The organism is Campylobacter sp. 2014D-0258, from assembly GCF_008000495.1.
Lineage (GTDB): Bacteria > Campylobacterota > Campylobacteria > Campylobacterales > Campylobacteraceae > Campylobacter_D > Campylobacter_D jejuni.
The window spans coordinates 28,430-46,926 of the sequence record NZ_VOAR01000001.1 but is presented as its reverse complement, the minus strand read 5'-3'; the positions used below and the strand labels follow the sequence as shown (position 1 = coordinate 46,926).

Annotated in this window: 18 protein-coding genes and 2 pseudogenes; 14 read left to right on the top strand and 6 right to left on the bottom strand. The window is 31.5% G+C overall.

Translation table 11 applies throughout. The annotated features are described in order from the left end of the window. Positions 1-189 precede the first annotated feature (189 nt). From cydB to SR62_RS00230, 3 genes are read right to left on the bottom strand one after another with little or no spacing between them, the layout of a single operon-like run. On the bottom strand, positions 190-1,314 hold the full coding sequence (gene cydB / locus SR62_RS00240; protein WP_052794145.1) for a cytochrome d ubiquinol oxidase subunit II: 1,125 nt from the start codon (positions 1,312-1,314) through the stop codon (positions 190-192). Then, the gene (locus SR62_RS00235; RefSeq protein WP_002893388.1) at positions 1,314-2,876 is read right to left on the bottom strand and encodes a cytochrome ubiquinol oxidase subunit I; all 1,563 of its coding nucleotides are present in this window, start codon (positions 2,874-2,876) and stop codon (positions 1,314-1,316) included. The genes cydB and SR62_RS00235 overlap by 1 nt, the downstream gene beginning before the upstream one ends. Next, on the bottom strand, positions 2,877-3,110 hold the full coding sequence (locus SR62_RS00230) for a DUF4492 domain-containing protein (RefSeq protein WP_002851632.1): 234 nt from the start codon (positions 3,108-3,110) through the stop codon (positions 2,877-2,879). A 112-nt stretch (positions 3,111-3,222) separates the two neighbouring features. On the opposite strand from SR62_RS00230, the pseudogene cdtA reads away from it, so the two are divergent. From cdtA to SR62_RS00180, 10 genes and pseudogenes are all read left to right on the top strand, one after another. Beyond that, positions 3,223-4,029 (top strand): annotated as a pseudogene (gene cdtA, locus SR62_RS00225) (cytolethal distending toxin subunit Cj-CdtA). Beyond that, positions 4,026-4,823, top strand: a complete 798-nt coding sequence (gene cdtB, locus SR62_RS00220; RefSeq protein ID WP_002851847.1) for a cytolethal distending toxin nuclease subunit Cj-CdtB — start codon at positions 4,026-4,028, stop codon at positions 4,821-4,823. The pseudogene cdtA and the gene cdtB overlap by 4 nt, the downstream one beginning before the upstream one ends. A 10-nt stretch (positions 4,824-4,833) precedes the next feature. Beyond that, a pseudogene (gene cdtC, locus SR62_RS00215) lies at positions 4,834-5,402 on the top strand (cytolethal distending toxin subunit Cj-CdtC). Between the two features lie 171 nt (positions 5,403-5,573). Next, entirely contained in the window at positions 5,574-7,256 is a 1,683-nt protein-coding gene (locus tag SR62_RS00210) for an L-lactate permease (RefSeq protein WP_002869917.1), read from the top strand. A gap of 123 nt (positions 7,257-7,379) precedes the next feature. After that, positions 7,380-8,120: a (Fe-S)-binding protein gene (locus SR62_RS00205; RefSeq protein WP_079263620.1), complete on the top strand. Its 741-nt coding sequence runs from the start codon at positions 7,380-7,382 to the stop codon at positions 8,118-8,120. Then, positions 8,117-9,556 carry a LutB/LldF family L-lactate oxidation iron-sulfur protein gene (locus SR62_RS00200; RefSeq protein WP_002922400.1) on the top strand — a complete coding sequence of 480 codons (1,440 nt, stop codon included), beginning with the start codon at positions 8,117-8,119 and terminating at the stop codon, positions 9,554-9,556. The genes SR62_RS00205 and SR62_RS00200 overlap by 4 nt, the downstream gene beginning before the upstream one ends. Continuing rightward, the gene (locus SR62_RS00195) at positions 9,549-10,205 is read left to right on the top strand and encodes a lactate utilization protein C (protein WP_002857772.1); all 657 of its coding nucleotides are present in this window, start codon (positions 9,549-9,551) and stop codon (positions 10,203-10,205) included. The genes SR62_RS00200 and SR62_RS00195 overlap by 8 nt, the downstream gene beginning before the upstream one ends. A 230-nt stretch (positions 10,206-10,435) precedes the next feature. Then, positions 10,436-11,032, top strand: coding sequence for a hemerythrin domain-containing protein (locus SR62_RS00190; RefSeq protein WP_261791844.1), 597 nt, complete (start codon positions 10,436-10,438; stop codon positions 11,030-11,032). A gap of 2 nt (positions 11,033-11,034) precedes the next feature. Continuing rightward, a complete protein-coding gene (locus SR62_RS00185) occupies positions 11,035-11,643 on the top strand; it encodes a bacteriohemerythrin (protein WP_002854639.1) in 609 nt (202 codons plus the stop codon). Positions 11,644-11,703: 60 nt separating this feature from the next. Further along, complete coding sequence (locus tag SR62_RS00180) at positions 11,704-11,895, top strand: hypothetical protein (RefSeq protein ID WP_032603995.1); 192 nt, start codon at positions 11,704-11,706, stop codon at positions 11,893-11,895. On the opposite strand, the gene SR62_RS00175 is transcribed toward SR62_RS00180, so the two are convergent. The 3 genes from SR62_RS00175 to SR62_RS00165 form a co-directional block, all read right to left on the bottom strand. After that, positions 11,885-12,916, bottom strand: a complete 1,032-nt coding sequence (locus SR62_RS00175; RefSeq protein ID WP_002892122.1) for a Cj0069 family protein — start codon at positions 12,914-12,916, stop codon at positions 11,885-11,887. The two genes, SR62_RS00180 and SR62_RS00175, sit on opposite strands and share 11 nt — an antisense overlap. A 79-nt stretch (positions 12,917-12,995) precedes the next feature. Continuing rightward, on the bottom strand, positions 12,996-13,892 hold the full coding sequence (gene sppA, locus SR62_RS00170; protein WP_002892120.1) for a signal peptide peptidase SppA: 897 nt from the start codon (positions 13,890-13,892) through the stop codon (positions 12,996-12,998). Next, complete coding sequence (locus SR62_RS00165) at positions 13,880-15,109, bottom strand: metal-dependent hydrolase (RefSeq protein ID WP_002892119.1); 1,230 nt, start codon at positions 15,107-15,109, stop codon at positions 13,880-13,882. The genes sppA and SR62_RS00165 overlap by 13 nt, the downstream gene beginning before the upstream one ends. 91 nt (positions 15,110-15,200) lie before the next feature. Here SR62_RS00165 and aroQ point away from each other — a divergent pair, with 91 nt between their 5' ends. The 4 genes from aroQ to flhG are packed head-to-tail and all read left to right on the top strand — an operon-like array spanning position 15,201 to position 18,479. Continuing rightward, entirely contained in the window at positions 15,201-15,680 is a 480-nt protein-coding gene (aroQ, locus tag SR62_RS00160) for a type II 3-dehydroquinate dehydratase (RefSeq protein WP_002852001.1), read from the top strand. Positions 15,681-15,682: 2 nt separating this feature from the next. Then, complete coding sequence (gene folK, locus SR62_RS00155; protein WP_002851803.1) at positions 15,683-16,156, top strand: 2-amino-4-hydroxy-6-hydroxymethyldihydropteridine diphosphokinase; 474 nt, start codon at positions 15,683-15,685, stop codon at positions 16,154-16,156. Between the two features lie 9 nt (positions 16,157-16,165). Further along, positions 16,166-17,620: a flagellar biosynthesis protein FlhF gene (gene flhF / locus SR62_RS00150; protein ID WP_002854264.1), complete on the top strand. Its 1,455-nt coding sequence runs from the start codon at positions 16,166-16,168 to the stop codon at positions 17,618-17,620. Beyond that, complete coding sequence (gene flhG / locus SR62_RS00145; RefSeq protein WP_002854691.1) at positions 17,613-18,479, top strand: flagella biosynthesis ATPase FlhG; 867 nt, start codon at positions 17,613-17,615, stop codon at positions 18,477-18,479. The genes flhF and flhG overlap by 8 nt, the downstream gene beginning before the upstream one ends. Positions 18,480-18,497: the final 18 nt, after the last annotated feature.

Genomic DNA, 18,497 nt, shown 5'->3' with positions numbered 1-18,497 from the left:
AAGATGCCCAAAAATGGGCAAATTGCAATATTTTGAAAAGATTTATACTTATATCGGTTTAAATCTTATCTTGCTTTATAGTTTGCTATCTTTTTCTAATTGATTGATATTTAGCATTATAAATTTATAGCTTAGATAAATTACTAAAGGCCAAGCCAATAAAAACAAAGCATGTAACATTTTTTCTCCTTAATATGCGTGATCATCGTTTGCGATTTCTTCGCGTGTGATTTTTACTTTATCCATTGCATTCCAAACATAGATAATATAAGCTAAAACAAAAGGTACAAGTAAAGATACATAAGCCATGACGCTTAGAGTATAATAGCTTGAACTTGCATTTTTTAAAGTTAAAGAACTTTGCAAATCACTTAAAGATGGGTAAAAAGCACTTTGACCTAAACCAATGCTTGATAATAAAGCAAAAACTGTTAAAACCGTTCCAAGTCCTAGGGTAAAAATAGCTTTAGAGCAACCTTTTGCTCCTTGAACCATACCTAAAAGCACTAAAATCACACCAATAACAAGCAAAACAGCAAAAATCATTTGATTTAAGAAATTATATAAATATAAATTCGCACTCATGCTTACAACTCCATTTGCATCTACACTAAAACCATCTTTTAAGAAAATCCACACTAAAAAACCTAAGAAAAAAGGTAAAAATAAAATACTATTAATCATGAGTTTTTTCATAACTCTTATTTTGATATTCTCATCATTGATATTGTTCATAAAATACGCTGCGCCTAAAAGCCTTGCTAAAAATACTAAAGCTAAGCCTAAGAGATAATTAAAAGGATTAAGTAAAAGTTCTAAGCCGTGCAAAGGATTTTGCCAAGAAACAAAATTATGCTCATTTAAGATAAATTCAGAACCGCTAAAAAAACTACTTACTGCAACTCCGATTAAAAACACACCTAAATAACCATTGATTTTAAGAAAAATTTCATAGGTTTTAGAGCCATAAACATTATTTTCTTTTTTGCGATATTCATAAGCCACAGCCTGTAAAATAAAACAAAATAAAATACAAAGCCAAGCCCAATAAGCTCCGCCAAAACTTGTACTATAAAAAAGTGGAAAAGCTGCAAAAGCTGCTCCGCCAAAAAGTACGAGAGTTGTAAAACCAAGCTCCCATTTACGCCCTAAAGAATTGACTAGCATGGTTTTTTCAAGCTCATCCTTGCTAAGCTCATCGATTAAAGTCTGTCCACCTTGGACAAAAAACATAAAAACTAAAAGTCCGCCGAGCAAACTTAAAATCAACCACCAATAAATTTGCAAACCTTCAAGTTCTAAACCAAAAAACATTATTTTTCTCCTTTGCCCATAAGTGGAGTATGTCCTGCATGTGCATCAAAACCTTTTTTAATCTGAGTAAGTATGATTTTAACTTCTGCAATCAATAAAGCTGTAAAAAGTACTGCAAAAATCCAAAATGAAATTTGAACGTTGATTTTTCCAAGTTGCGTTGCTGCGATATGTACGGGAAGTAAGTCTTGAATTGCCCAAGGTTGTCTGCCTACTTCAGCAACAATCCAGCCTGCTTCAGCGGCGATATAACCTAATGGAATGGATAACAAACACACCCAAAGTACTTTTCTAAATTTCTCAATATCATTTGCCATGGTAAGATAAAGCGTAACGATGAAAAGTAAAAAGAAAAAACTTCCTAAAGCAACCATGATATGAAAGCTATAAAAAGTTAAAGCCACAGGTGGAATAGTATCGCTTGGTTTTTCTAAATATCCATAACCAAAATCTTTAAAATGAGTTTCTAAAATGGATTTGTGATTTGCCATAGCTATTGTATCATTGTTTTCTTTAGCAAGTTTATAGTCTTTTAGAGCTTGTATAGCGATTTTTCCTCTATCGATACGATTTTGCATAGGTTCTATACCTTTGCTTTCATTTCCATAGATCAAATCTTCAATTCCTGGAACAAAAGAATTTGGATCACGGTTTCCTAATATAGAAAGAGCGTAAGGTATAGTAATGTCAAATAAAAACACACTTTCGTTATTATCTATGGTTTTTTTAGGATTTAAAATTCCAAAAGGTACAAGTCCTGCACGATGTTCACCTTGATAAACCCCTTCCATAGCTGCAAGTTTCATAGGTTGAGTTTGAGTTACACGGTAAGCGCTTTCATCTCCGCTGAAAAATAAAAAGATTGAACAAACCAAACCAAAACTAGCTCCTACAACTAAGCTTTTTTTAGCCTCGATAATATGGCGTCCTTTTAACATAAACCAAGCTGAAATTCCCATTACAAATAAAGCTGAAATCACATAACCACTGCCTATGGTATGTAAAAATTTTGAAATAGCTACAGGAGAAAGTGCTACTTCAAAAAAGCTTTGCATTTCATTTCTTGCTGTGTCAGGGTTAAAGCTCATTCCTACAGGATATTGCATCCAACCATTTGCCACTAAAATCCAAAAAGCAGAAAGATTACTTCCTATAGCCACACACCAAGTTGAAAGTAAGTGAAAACCCTTGCTTACTTTATCCCAGCCAAAAAACATAACTGCAAAAAAAGTAGCCTCTAAAAAAAATGCCATAATACCTTCAACCGCCAAAGGTGCACCAAAAATATCACCCACAAACCAGCTATAATTTGCCCAGTTTGTTCCAAATTCAAATTCCATTATAATGCCTGTAGCTACACCGATAGCAAAATTTATAGCAAATAATGAAAGCCAAAATTTGGTGATTTTTTTCCATCTTTCATTTTTAGTTTTTACATAGATGGTTTCCATGATAGCGATCATAAAAGATAAGCCTAAGGTTAAAGGCACAAACAAAAAATGATAAAGTGCAGTTAAAGCAAACTGCGCTCTTGACCAATCAACGCTACTAAGTTCGTTCATTTATTTTCCTTCGAGTGTAAGATTTTTGAGTACAAAAGTGCTTTTTTCTTTGTCGCTTTTAAAAATAGAATTAAAATTTACATCAAAAACAAAAAGTTTTAAAATCACAAACATAACAAAAAGTTTGATAAAAATAATTTTCCAAAGGGTCTTTCCAAGAGTTAAATTTTTAAAACCTTCTTTGTAAAAATTAAAAATTTGAGAGATGCTAAAATATAAGTGTTTAAGATACATGTAAATTCTACCTTTAAAAACAACAAAATAAAACATTTTTAAAAAGCGGAAAATTATAATGAAATTTATGTTATTATTTTCTTAAAAATTTAAATACATATCAAGGTTTTTAATGCAAAAAATTATAGTTTTTATTTTATGTTGTTTTATGACTTTTTTTCTTTATGCATGTTCTTCTAAATTTGAAAATGTAAATCCTTTGGGGCGTTCATTTGGAGAATTTGAAGATACTGATCCTTTAAAACTAGGACTTGAACCTACTTTTCCTACCAATCAAGAAATTCCAAGTTTAATTAGCGGTGCTGATTTAGTACCTATTACTCCTATTACCCCACCTTTAACTAGAACAAGCAATAGTGTCAACAATAATGCAGTAAATGGGATCAATCCTCGCTTTAAAGACGAAGCTTTTAATGATGTTTTAATTTTTGAAAATCGCCCTGCGGTTTCTGATTTTTTAACCATTTTAGGCCCTAGCGGAGCAGCTTTAACGGTTTGGGCTTTAGCACAAGGAAATTGGATTTGGGGCTATACTTTAATCGATAGTAAAGGATTTGGCGATGCTAGAGTTTGGTAACTTTTGCTTTATCCTAATGATTTTGCAATGATTAAAAATACCAAAACCAATACTTGTCTTAATGCTTATGGTAATGGAATTGTCCATTATCCTTGCGATGCAAGCAATCACGCACAAATGTGGAAACTTATCCCTATGAGCAATACAGCGGTTCAAATTAAAAATTTAGGAAATGGAAAATGCATACAAGCACCTATTACAAATCTTTATGGTGATTTTCACAAGGTTTTTAAAATTTTTACCGTAGAGTGTGCAAAAAAAGATAATTTTGATCAACAATGGTTTTTAACTACTCCGCCTTTTACTGCAAAACCTTTATATCGCCAAGGAGAGGTACGATGAAAAAAATTATATGTTTATTTTTATCTTTTAACCTTGCTTTTGCAAATTTAGAAAATTTTAATGTTGGCACTTGGAATTTGCAAGGCTCATCCGCAGCCACAGAAAGCAAATGGAGTGTTAGCGTAAGACAACTTGTAAGTGGAGCAAACCCCTTAGATATCTTAATGATACAAGAAGCAGGAACTTTACCAAGAACAGCCACTCCAACAGGACGCCATGTGCAACAAGGTGGAACACCTATTGATGAATATGAGTGGAATTTAGGAACTCTTTCAAGGCCTGATAGGGTTTTTATTTATTATTCTCGCGTTGATGTAGGAGCTAATCGTGTAAATTTAGCTATAGTTTCAAGAATGCAAGCTGAAGAAGTGATTGTTTTACCTCCACCTACTACAGTTTCAAGACCCATTATAGGAATTCGCAATGGAAATGATGCTTTTTTCAATATCCATGCTTTAGCTAATGGAGGAACAGATGTAGGAGCAATTATCACAGCTGTAGATGCACATTTTGCAAATATGCCTCAAGTTAACTGGATGATAGCAGGGGATTTTAACCGTGATCCTTCTACTATAACAAGTACAGTGGATAGAGAATTAGCAAATAGAATTAGAGTGGTTTTTCCAACTAGCGCAACTCAAGCAAGCGGAGGGACTCTTGATTATGCAATTACAGGAAATTCAAATAGACAACAAACCTATACTCCACCGCTTTTAGCTGCAATTTTAATGCTTGCAAGTTTAAGATCTCATATAGTTTCAGATCATTTTCCAGTAAATTTTAGAAAATTTTAGGACATTTAATATGAAAAAAATTATTACTTTGTTTTTTATGTTTATAACTTTAGCCTTTGCAACTCCTACTGGAGATTTGAAAGATTTTACCGAAATGGTTTCTATAAGAAGCTTAGAAACGGGAATTTTTTTAAGCGCCTTTAGGGATACCTCAAAAGATCCTATTGATCAAAATTGGAATATTAAAGAAATTGTTTTAAGCGATGAGTTAAAACAAAAAGATAAATTAGCTGATGAACTTCCTTTTGGTTATGTGCAATTTACAAATCCAAAAGAAAGCGATCTTTGTTTAGCCATCTTAGAAGATGGAACCTTTGGAGCAAAATCTTGTCAAGATGATCTAAAAGATGGTAAATTAGAAACTGTATTTTCTATAATGCCAACAACAACTTCAGCTGTGCAAATTCGTTCTTTAGTTTTGGAATCTGATGAATGTATAGTAACTTTTTTTAATCCAAATATTCCTATACAAAAACGCTTTGGAATAGCCCCTTGCACCCTAGATCCTAATTTTTTTGTGAAGTAAATGAACTAATGATTATAACCCCACCTTTAACAGCTGCTACCCCTTTAGAATAAGATTTTTATCTTGTTCTATTTTTATATTTATTTAATATTTATGATATTACTAAAATACACAAAATAATTAATAACAATACAATGTAATTTACTTTACTCTATAATTTTTTTATTTTAATTTAATTTTTTGTTACAATAAATTTATACATAATAATTATCAAGGAGGAAAAATTGGAACAAATTTTAACATGGCAACAAATTTATGACCCTTTTTCAAACATTTGGCTAAGTGCTTTAGTGGCATTTTTACCTATACTATGTTTTTTAGTTTGTTTGGTTGTTTTAAAACTTAAAGGCTATCAAGCAGGTTTTTTAACTGTTATACTTGCTACTTTAGTAGCTTTATTTGCCTATAAAATGCCTTGGAATTTAGTGGGTGCAAGTTTTATTCAAGGCTTTACAAATGGTATGTGGCCTATAGCTTGGATTATCATCGCGGCAATCTTTCTTTACAAACTTTCTATCAAGTCAGGTTCTTTTGAAATCATTAAAAAAAGCGTGATGAGCATTACTCCAGATCATAGAATTCAAGTGATTTTAATAGGTTTTTGTTTTGGTTCATTTTTAGAGGGTGCTATAGGTTTTGGTGGCCCTGTGGCTATAACCGCTGCACTTTTAGTAGGACTTGGCTTGCGTCCTTTACAAGCTGCAGGGCTTTGTCTTATCGCAAATACCGCTCCTGTTGCTTTTGGTGCGGTGGGAATTCCTATTATTGCTATGGCAAATCTTGTCGGCATAGAACAGCATTCAGTTTCTGCCATGGTAGGTAGAATGCTAGTTCCTTTAAGCCTTACTATACCTTTTTTCATAGTTTTTTTAATGGATGGATTTAAAGGTATTAAAGAAACTTTTCCAGCTATTTTAGTTGCGGCGCTAAGTTTTACAACTACTCAATTTTTAAGCTCAAATCACCTAGGAGCGGAATTACCTGATATTATTTCAGCTGTGGTTTCTTTAGCAGTTACGACTGTATTTTTGAAATTTTGGAAACCAAAAAATATTTTTAGATTTGACAATGAAAGCAATTTCACTCAAGATAACACCTTAAGTTTTAATCAAATTTTAAAAGCTTGGTCACCTTTTATTTTACTCATTGTTTGTATTATCATTTGGACACAACCTTGGTTTAAAGCTCTCTTTGATAAGGACGGAATTTTAAGCTATACAAGTATTACTTTACAATTTAGCAATATCACAGCTGGAATTTTAAGCCCTTCTATCACAGGCATAGGAGAAGCTAAGCCTTTATCTTTGGCCTTGAGCGTAGATTTAATCAATGGAAAAACCGTAGCTCAAGCAGGAACAGCGATTTTACTTGCCGCTTTTCTAACTATAGCTATTTTAAAAATCAAAGCCGAAGATGCTGCAGAATGCTTTTGGGTTACCTTAAAAGAAATGGCTATACCTTGTATCACCATAGGTTTGGTTGTGGCCTTTGCTTTTATCTCTAAAAATAGTGGTATGAGCACTACTTTAGGACTTGCTTTTGCACACACAGGTGATGCTTTTTCTTTCTTTTCACCAATCATTGGCTGGATAGGGGTATTTTTAACAGGCTCTGATACAAGTGCTAATTTACTTTTTGGAACCTTGCAACAAGTAAGCGCTCAAAAACTAGGTATTAGCGAAGCTTTATTTTTAGCAGCTAATTCAGTAGGTGGGGTTGTTGGAAAGATGATCAGTCCACAAAGCATTGCTATAGCTTGTGCAGCGGTTGGACTTGTGGGAAAAGAATCTGATCTTTTCAAATTCACATTAAAATATTCTGTAGCTTTTATTATTTTAATAGGAATTTGGACTTGCATTATAGCTTTTTTCTTACAAGGAATCATCCCTGAAGTTATAGTGAAATAATTAAAAAAATTTAAGTTTTATTTCAACAAATATTCGTTTTTAGAATATTTGTTAGAAATTTTACTTTGCTTTTATTTTTACAGGATTAGAATATTTATCCTAAATTATCCTAAAAGGAGAAAAATGATGAAAAAAGTGTATTTTTACGCCACATGCTTAGGAAGTGCCGCTATGCAACAAAGCGTTTTAAATGCGATAAAACTTTTAAGGCGTGAGGGTATTGAAGTGATTTTCAAAAAAAATCAAACCTGTTGCGCCCAACCTTCTTTTAACTCAGGTTATTTCGATGAAAGTCGTGAGATCGCTTTATATAATGTAGATTTATTTGATAAAGATTATCCCATCGTTGTACCCAGTGGTTCTTGTGCGGGTATGATGAGTCATGACTATAAAGAGCTTTTTAAAAACAGACCTGAATTTTCCAAAATAAAAACTTTTAGCTCTAGAGTGATAGAACTTTCACAATACCTTGATGAAGTTTTAAAAGTAGATTATGAAGATAAAGGTGCACCTATAAAAGTAACTTGGCATTCTAATTGCCATGCTTTAAGAGTGCAAAAAAGCATACAAGCGAGTAAAAATCTTATCAAAAAACTAAAAAACGTAGAATTAGCAGAACTTCAATACGAAGAAGAATGCTGTGGTTTTGGAGGAACCTTTTCAGTAAAAGAGCCTGAAATTTCAAATGCTATGGTAAGAAGCAAAATCAAAGATATACAAAATAGCGGTGCAAAATATCTCATCAGTGGTGATGGAGGTTGTCTTTTAAATATAGATGGCACAATGAAAAGAATGGGTTTGGATATAAAAGGCATACATTTATATGACTTTTTACTTAAACGCTTAGAAGGAGAGAGACTATGAGTCAAAAAATTCCTCACGAACAAATCGTTCAAATTAAACTCAATGACAAACAAATGCAAGAAAATTTAATGACTGCCATGCATACTTTGCAAAAAAATAGACTCAATGTTATTGATGCTAGATTTAAAGACTGGCAGGGTTTAAGAGCTAAAGCTAAGCAAGCTAAAAATAATGCCTTAATGAGCTTAGAAGAAAGACTTTTAGAATTTGAAAAAAATGCTACAAAAAATGGCATTAAGGTGCATTGGGCAAGTAGTGATGAAGATGCCTGTGAAATCGTCTATGAAATCATGAAAGAAAAAAATATCACCAAGCTTTTAAAAGGCAAGTCTATGGCAAGTGAAGAAATAGGCCTAAATCACTACCTAGAAAAAAAAGGTTTAAAAGCTATAGAAACCGATCTTGGAGAGCTTATTTTACAGCTTAATGAAGAACCCCCTTTACACATAGTTGTACCTGCCATACATAGAAACCGCCATGAAATCGGAGAAATTTTCAAAGAAAAATTAGGAGCAAATTTAGAAAACGATGAACCCGAAAGTTTAAATGCGGTGGCTAGAGAATATTTAAGAAAAGATTTTGAAGGCTTAAAACTTGGACTTAGTGGGGTCAATTTTGCCATGTCAAGAGAAGGAGCTTTTTGGCTTATAGAAAATGAAGGAAATGGTAGAATGTGCACTACAGCACCTGATATTCATATCGCACTTTGTGGTATAGAAAAAGTCATGGAAAGCTTTGAAGATGCGGCTACTATGGTTTCTTTACTTACTCCTTCAGCCACAGGACAATTTATACCAACTTATAACAATATCATTACAGGCCCTAGAAAAAATGGAGATTTAGATGGTCCTAAAGAAGTACATGTGATTTTATTTGATCACAATCGCTCTAAAATGTTAGCTCATGAGGATTATTATGAGGCTTTGCGTTGTATTCGATGCGGGGCTTGTATGAATTTTTGCCCTGTTTATGATCAAATCGGCGGACATGCTTATCAAACCACTTATCCAGGACCTATAGGAGAAGTAATCAGTCCTAATATTTTTGGTATAGATCATACAGGAGATATTTTGAATTTCTGTTCACTTTGTGGGCGTTGTTCTGAAGTTTGTCCAGTGCAAATTCCTTTGGCTGATCTTATTCGCAAATTAAGATGTGATAAAATAGGGCAAGGTAAAAATCCACCTTTAGGAGCAAATAATGTTCATCACAATGCCCTAGAAGCCTTTACTTTTAAACAATTTAAAAATATCGCAACCAATGGCGATAAATGGCGTTTTTCACTTTCAAAAGCACATTATTTCAACTGGACGGTACAAAATTTCGCAAGCATTTTGCCTGTGATTAAAAAATGGTACGCTTTTAAAGAATTACCTCAAATTAAAATGGATCTTTATAAAGAAGTGCAAAAACTAGAAGGAGTAAGCTATGAGTAAAATCGATGAAATTTCAAGCAAAAGCAAAGCAAATATTTTAGAACATCTTAAAAAAGCTTACAAAGAAACAACTTTCACACGCATTGAAAGTATAGATCCTGTAGAACATATCCAGACAACCCAAGATATGCTTACAGAAATGAAGCAAAAAATGAGCGATAACAAATACATCGTTGAAAATGCTACAAAAGATACCTTAGAAGAAAAAATCAATGAAATTGTCGCAAAATATGGCTTTAAAAGTATGATTTATGGAGCGGATTTAAATTTAAATTTAGAACAAATCAAAGCAGAAAAAAAGATTTGCTTTGATAAAGAAATCGAAAATTTAAGATCTGAAGTTTTTCATAGTGATTTTTCCATCATTCACGCAAGAGCAGGGGTAAGCTCTCACGGAGTTGCACTTATACCTTCAAGTAAAACCCAACCTAGAATGCTAAGCCTTGCACCTAAACTTTGCATAGTATTGCTTAAAAAAGAAAATGTTGTTAAAAGTCTTAGCGAAGCTTTAAATTTAGTAAAAAAAGAAAATGAAATTTTACCTACTAATATCTTATTTATAGCAGGGCCTTCAAGAACAGCAGATATAGAACTTATCACTGTTTTTGGTGTTCATGGACCACAAATTGCACATATTATTATTTACTGATTCTATACTAGAATCAGTAAGTCTTAATTTTTAATATTAATTATATATATTTTTTATATTATATAAATATAAATAAAATAAATAATTTCTAATTAATAATATTTTAATAAAATATTATGTAATATTTCACTCAAATATATTAAATTAATTTTAAATACAAAAATTAAAGAAGGTGCTTTTAGATAAAACTAATTCCGACTTGGAATGAAAAATACAGTATTCATGACACAATGATTGACATTCAACACCAAAAACTTTTTGAACTTGCAAGCAAGGTTGAAAGTGCTGTTTATAAATTTGTAAAACGAGAAGAACTCAAAGAAATTTTAACAGAACTTTTTAACTACATGAAAGAACATTTTAACAATGAAGAACAATACATGCAAGAAATTCATTATCCTTATTTAAATGAACACAAAATCATGCATAAAAATATCATTCATGATATGTCTTATCTTATACAAAACATAAAAACCACTAATGATTTAAAAGAAAAACTTTATACTATAATATCAGAGTGGCTTTTAGAACATATATTACATCATGATGTTATGATAGGAAATTGGCTTTCGGATCAAATTTTAAGCAAACAAGAAGAAGAGCTTGAAAAAATCAATGAAGAAATATTATACGAAAACACTCCAACAACTCCTACCGCCAAACAGGTAAAACATAAAGAATATGAATTTATCTATTCTTGCCCCTGCAGAACAAATCACATACTTTCATATACAGAACACCTTGACATTCTCTGTCATAAAAAACAATTAAGATGTAAAAAATGTCAAAAAAATTTATTCTACGTTAAAAGTGAGTTAAAGGATTAAAAATGTTTCCAAAATGGGATGATAGCTATAGCGTTCATAATGCAAAAATAGATGAACAGCACAAAAAACTTTTTGAACTTGCAGGTAAAGTAGAGTTTATGTTTGATAAACCTGTTTACAAGGATGATGTAAAAGCTTTATTGGCTGAATTTTTTAACTACATGAAAGATCATTTTAATGATGAAGAAAAATATATGAAACTTATAGGATATCCTGATTTAGAAGAACATAAAAGAATTCATAAAGAAATCATTCAATCCATGATAGATCTTATTAAAAACATAAAATCTACTAACGATTTAAAAGAAAAGCTTTATACAGTTTCTAAAAAATGGCTTTTAGAACATATACTTTATGAAGATATGAAGGTTGAACAATACAGAAGATCTTCTTTGGCTTCTGAAGATGATGGAGAAGTAAGCTTTGAAGAAGTTAAAGAAGAAAAAGATGATGAAAATGCAGTTTATCTTTACACATGTGAATGCGTAGGACAAATGCATGATGTACCTTTTGGAATTCATCAAAAAATTCAACTTAAGGGTGTAAAATTTAAATGTAAAAAATGTAAAGAAGCCATACAGTTTTATAAAAAATATTCAGAAAATTTCTAATTAACTATTTATGCGTTAAAATAATAAATAAAGCATAAGTTAGACAAAGAAGGAAATTTAATGGATAAAAAAATAAAATATTTTATTTTGGATAAATTTGACTATTCCTATCCTATACTAACCAAAGATACAAAATGCTCATTTTGTGAAAATTTTTTCCCGATAGAATATAGCTCAAACTTAAAAACAATAGAAAAAGAATGTCCATTTTGCAATAATAAAATGGACATTAAACTAAAGACTAAGCCTTAGTTTTACTTACAATATTAATAATATTTGAGGCTACTTCATCAGCAAGTTCTAAATGAGAAGTAAAGCCTACACAAGAACAATTAATCTCGCCTAAAACATATTTATCATTGCCCTTTTCATCAATATCTAAAATAAAATCAGCCGTCCAAATCAATGGTAAGTCGTAATTGCCTAATTTTTCCCTTACCTTAGGAAGCTCGCCTAAAAACATATCCACCAAAGTTTTCCAATCTTCTGGCTTATCATAGCGATATTTTGCCCCACTAAAAAGCGTAGCAGAAAAAGCATCGGCATCTTCGGCTGGTTTTTTATGCACTACATTTACAGGGGTGTTATAAAGCATTAAAAGTCTGATTTCACCTTCTTTAATGCGCGGTAAAAAAGTCATATCCACAAGCATACCATTATCACCTATAATATATTGCTCGCAAAAATCCATAAATTCCCCAAGCTCTCTATGTTCTACATGATTATCCTTAGCTTCTGTACATTTGATTTTTGTGTTTAAAGGCAAACTACCTCCACTAACATTACCCTCTACACTCACACGCCAAATTCCCTCTCCTGTAGAGCCACGATTTTGTTTTAAAACCCTTTCACCTTTAGCCAAACTTTTTGGAAAATTTTCTTTAAAAGTCTTAATATCATAGTAAGCATAAGTATCGCTTGGAACAAGATCAGTGTCTGCTAATTTTGTAAGTGCATCTTTAGCGCCATAACCTATCATAGCATCAGGATGAGGCATACCTACAAGCTTGTCGGCACAAAGTTTTCTTAACATATCAAAATACTCATTTTCTTCTTTAAGATTACCAGGATTGATGCGAGAAACATAACCATCAAAATTTTCTTTTACATATTTGTAAATTTCATCTTTTTTACCCACTTCAAAAAAAATCACCTCAGCATTCCAACCCTTAGCTTTTAAGGCATTTACCATAGGCATGGTATCTTTTCTATAACCATCTTCACCTTTATCACTCCCACCTTTAACTTCGAAAAAAACAATATTTTTTTTCATTATTTTTACTCCTTATCTAAGATATAAATAATTATTGCGTAAACATATTGCAAAAATTAAATAAAAATATTTATATATTTTATCTAGCATTTATAAAACTGCTATTAGTCTTATAAGCGATTTCAATTAAGCTTTTACTTATCAAGCTTGATGCTTGTCCTTCTAGGCGGTTAAGAAATTTATCAATCTTATCTTCTTCTTTCCAAACAGGATTTGAAACATTAGCAAGTTTTTCAAGCTCCTTTTTAGCATTTTCATAATTACTAAGCTCATCTATAAGACCAAGCTCCTTAGCCTTGGCAGCTAAAAACACTCTTGCATTTGCCCATTGATCTTTTTTGTTAAGATCTAATGCTCTTTCCTTGGCAACAAAACCTGTAAAAAGATCATAACTTTGATCAATTAAACCCTGTAAAAAATTTCTTTCATTCTCATTCCAAGCTCTTGCAAAAGTTCCAGCACTTTTAAATTCACCCGCTTGAATAGTTTGTTCTTTAATACCAAGTTTATTAGCCAATCCACTTAAATCAGCTCCTTGCATAATCACACCAATAGAGCCTATAAAGCTTGCCGGATTGGCTAAAATTTTATTTGCTCCAACTCCTGCTAAATAACTTCCACTTGCCATAGTTCCACTTGCATAAACAAGCACAGGCTTTTTAATTTTTAAATCCTTTATAGCTAGAGCTAGTTCCATACTAGGAGCAAAAGCTCCACCAGGAGAGTCTATAACAAAAAGCACTCCTTTAATATTGCTATCATTTTTAGCATTGATAATTTTTTCCAAAACCGCAGAGCTGTCAAAAATTTCACCCTTTAAATCAATGCGTTCTAAATTTGCAAGATTAGAGCTTGAATTTGCACTAGGCATTAAAATCCATATAATAATCAACAATAAAACAAAGGTTTTAAAATAAGTATTGATAAATTTTATACCGCATCCTAAAGCCTTAAAAAATGATTTTAAAATTTGCATTCTTTTCCTTTTATAAATAATTTATCTACTTCCTTAGCATTTAAAATAAACTGCAAAGGAGCTTGCTTTTTATCACATTCTCCTAGCTCAAATACGTTAAAATCAGCAATTTTACCTTTTTTAAGCTCTCCTAAATTTAAATTTAAAGCCCTTGCAGGATAAAGCGTTGCCATTTGCAAAAGTTTAGAGGCTAACTCTAATAAATCAAAATTCTTATGTATAAGCAAATTTACACGCATTTCATCTAGCAAGGACAATGAAATATTTGAGCTAAGTCCATCGGTTCCTAAATGGATATTTAATCCACTTTTTAAAGCCGTTTTTAAATCTAAGCTTTTTTGACTTAAAAGGCGATTTGAAAATGCACAATGTGTAATAGAATGTAAATTTTTATCCAACCATTCATATTCTTTTAGATAAACACAATGCGTAAAAAGAGTCCTTACTCCTTTAAAGAGTTTAGCAAAATCCTTTGGTGCATAAAGAGGCTTAGGATGAAGTGTGAAATTTTCAAGCCATTTTTTAAACCCCCCTTTAAACTCTCTAAGCCAGATATTTTCAGCCTTACTTTCTAAAAAATGCGTACTAACTAGTAAATTTTGCTTTTTAGCTAAATCAAGAGCAAAATGAGCCAAACTAGGATGAGTTGAATAAGGAGAATGAATCGAAATTGCTGGGATAAAAAAATCATTTTTAAATTTCAAAGAATTTTCAAATCTTTTTAAAAATTCTTGTTTTTTATCTTCAACTTGATTTTCATTTGTACCCAAAATTTCATTAAAAAATACTATACGCATACCCTTTTGACTAGCCTTTAAACAAGGATCTAAATCACTCCCAAAACTTGAAATTTCACCTATAGTGCCTATACCGCTTTTTTGCATTTTTTTAATGCTTTGAAGTATTAATTCTTCTTTGGCCTGTGCATTTAACATAGAACGAGAATTTATAACACTTTTAAGCCAAATTAAAAATTCTCCAAAATGTAAAGTTGTTGAATTTGCACTAAATTCTAAGTGTGTGTGAGGATTTATAAAAGCAGGTAAAATAACCGAATTTTTAGGTGTTTTGATGATTTTAGCCTTGGGATATTTTTTTCTTAAATTATCCAATTCACCCAATTCTAAAATTTTATCTTCAAAAACAAAGGCTTGATTTTCTAGTATCGTAAAATCTTCATCACATAAAAAAAGATATCTTGCAGCAGCTATAAACACGATTTTCCTTTCAAAAATTACATTGTAGCAAAAATTTATTTTTAAAATGTTATAATAAAAGGTTAAAAAATAAATTTTTAAGGTTAAATCCATGAAAATAATGATTATCCAAGGCCCAAATGTTAATATGCTTGGCGTAAGAGAAGTGGGAATTTATGGTGCTATGAAAATGGAAGAAATTCATGAGCAAATGAAACTTGCAGCATCGCAAAACAATGTAGAACTTGACTTTTTCCAAAGTAATTTTGAAGGTGAAATCGTAGATAAAATTCAAGAATGCCTTGGAACAGTTGATGGAATTATTATCAATGCAGCAGGTTATACTCATACTTCAGTAGCTATTCGCGATGCTATTGCAGCAGTAGCTTTGCCTACAATTGAAGTACATATTAGCAATGTTTATCGTAGAGAAGAATTTCGTCAAAAAAGTCTTATAGCACCTGTATGTTCTGGAACTATTGTTGGTTTTGGTCCTTTTGGCTATCACTTGGCTTTAATGGGTATAATTCAAATTTGCGAACAAATAAAAAATTTGCGTGCGATGCAACAAGCACAACAAACGAATAAATAATAATGCTAAAAATTCAAGGAGTAAAACACTTTGAAAAAAGTCGTTTTTTTCCTTTTTTTAGTCAAAATATACGATCTTTTAAATATTTAGCTCTTATAGGCTTAGGAAGCAATATAGAGCCCGAAAAAAAAAGATTTGATATGCTTTTTCGAGTAATGATGGATGATAAAAGATTTAAAATTTTATCCACATCTCCTATGTTGATAAATGAAGCCTTTGGTTTTAAAGAACAAAAAGATTTTACCAATGCTGTTATGTTGATACAAACTAATTTGCATGCACGAGCACTTTTGAAAGTTTTACTTTATTATGAAGTAAAATTTAAACGCAAGAGAACTTTCAAAAACGCTCCTAGAACGCTTGATTTAGATCTTTTATACTTTTCACAAAAAGTCAAGCGTGATAAGTGGTGTGAGGTGCCTCATAAAGGGGCTAAAGAAAGAGTGAGTGTAATTTTGCCTTTAGGCATGATATAAGGAATATAAATGGGACAACTTATACATACTTTTACTGTTGAAGATACAGAACAAATTATACCCAAAGTAAAAGAAGATTACGGAGATAAAGCTTTAATTATAACAAATAAACAAATTCGTCCTAAAACCTTAAATCGCAGTGCGCTTTATGAGGTTATGGTAGCCATAGAAGAAAGCGACTATGAAGAACACTTAAAAAAACAAGGAAAATCTTTACCTGCAAAAAAAAGCTCGCCAAAACCATCTTCTACCTCTCTTGCAGAAGAAAAAATTAGATCTCAAATCCCTCAAGAAGATGAAGATGTAGTCTTGGATTTCTCAAACACTCGCTTAAATACAAATTTAAACACTGTAAAAAACAATGACTTAACTAAAAAAACCTATCAAGATTTTCCACAAAACAAAATCAACCCTCATCAAAATAAGACTCTAGGCTTTGATGATTTTAAAGAAAAACTAAGTGAAGTTAGCAATGAAATTTCTAAAGTCACAAACACACCTTTAGAAAATTACACCCCTAATCCAAATTATAATAAAAAAATAGAAAATTTTGAAAAGCAATTTGAAAAACAAATCAACAAGCTTAACGATAAAATAGATCTTCTTGCAGATATGATGTGGGACGATAAAGCTGAAGCTAGAAAAAATCTTATGATACCTCCTGAATTTGCAAGTATTTATAAACAAGCCAAAGAAAGTGGAATGCTTGAAAATCATCTAGAAGCGATTATGAAAGCAACTATAGAAAATATGCCAGCTGCTATGAAAACCAACAAAGATGCGGTTCAAAGATATTTTCACTCACTTTTAAGAAATATCTTGCCTTGTCGCGTTGAAAGCGATATAAAAAAACAAAAAATCATGATGCTAGTGGGCCCAACAGGAGTCGGAAAAACAACAACCTTAGCTAAGTTAGCTTTTCGCTATGCTTATGGAGATAAGCGTTATAAAACAGGTATTATTACGCTTGATACTTATAGAATCGGTGCGGTTGAGCAACTTTTTCAGTATGCAAAAATGATGAAACTTCCTATTATTGATAGCATAGAACCAAAGGATTTAGATGAAGCGATAAAAAGCTTAAATAATTGCGAAGTAATTTTAGTTGATACTATAGGAAATTCACAATACGATCAAAGCAAACTTGCTAAAACTAAAGAATTTTTAATGCACTCAAATGCAGAAATTGATGTAAATTTAGTGGTTTCTGCAAACACCAAACATGAAGATTTAATGGAAATTTATAAAAATTTTTCATTCTTAAATATTGATACTTTGATTATTACTAAATTTGATGAAACAAAGGTTTTTGGAAATATCTTCTCTCTTATTTATGAAACAAATATTCCTCTAAGCTTTTTCTCTACAGGACAAGAAGTGCCAGATGATTTAGAAGTAGCCAATAGTGATTTTCTAGTTCATTGTATTTTAGAAGGGTTTAACAAAGGAAAAAATAATGAATAACCAAGCAAATAAACTTCGCAATCTCATGAGTCAAAATGGAACCAAAAAATCCCAAAACACTCATTTTATAGCTATTACAAGTGGAAAAGGTGGCGTTGGAAAAAGTACGATTAGCGCAAATCTAGCCAATGTTTTAGCAAATAATGGCTATAAAGTTGGGCTTTTTGATGCTGATATTGGCTTGGCAAATTTGGATGTCATTTTAAATGTACGCATACAAAAAAATCTCTTGCATGTTTTACGCGGAGAATGTTCTTTGGAAGATATTTTAATAGAAGTTAAGCCAAATTTATGGCTCATCCCAGGCGAAAGTGGAGATGAGATTTTAAAATATAATGATAAAAATATTTACGAGAGATTTTTAAATCAAGCAAGTATTTTAGATGAGCTTGATTTTCTTATTATCGACACAGGTGCGGGTATTGGTGGAAATATTTTAAATTTTTTAGAAATGGCTGATGAAGTTATAGTAGTAACTGTTCCTGATCCTGCAGCAATTACCGATGCGTATGCAACCATAAAAACAACTTCTAAGACAAAAGAAAATTTACTAATGCTCTTTAATGTTGTAAAAAATGAAAATGAAGCTTTAAAAGTTTTTGAAAATATTAAAAAAGTTGCAGATGCAAACATTAAAAATCCTTTAAATTTAGAATTCTTAGGTCATTTAAGCGCTTCTAAAGATGTAAGTGGTAGTATTAAAAAAAGAACTTTATTTAGCGATGAAAACACAGCCTCAAGTGATGAGCTTAAAGCCCTAGCCTCCAAGCTTTTATATAGATTGGAACGGAAAGTGCTTGATAATGTTTCAAATCGTAGTTTTTCAAGTTTTTTTAGAAAAATTATTGAAAGATTTTAGCAATAAAGAGAAGAGATT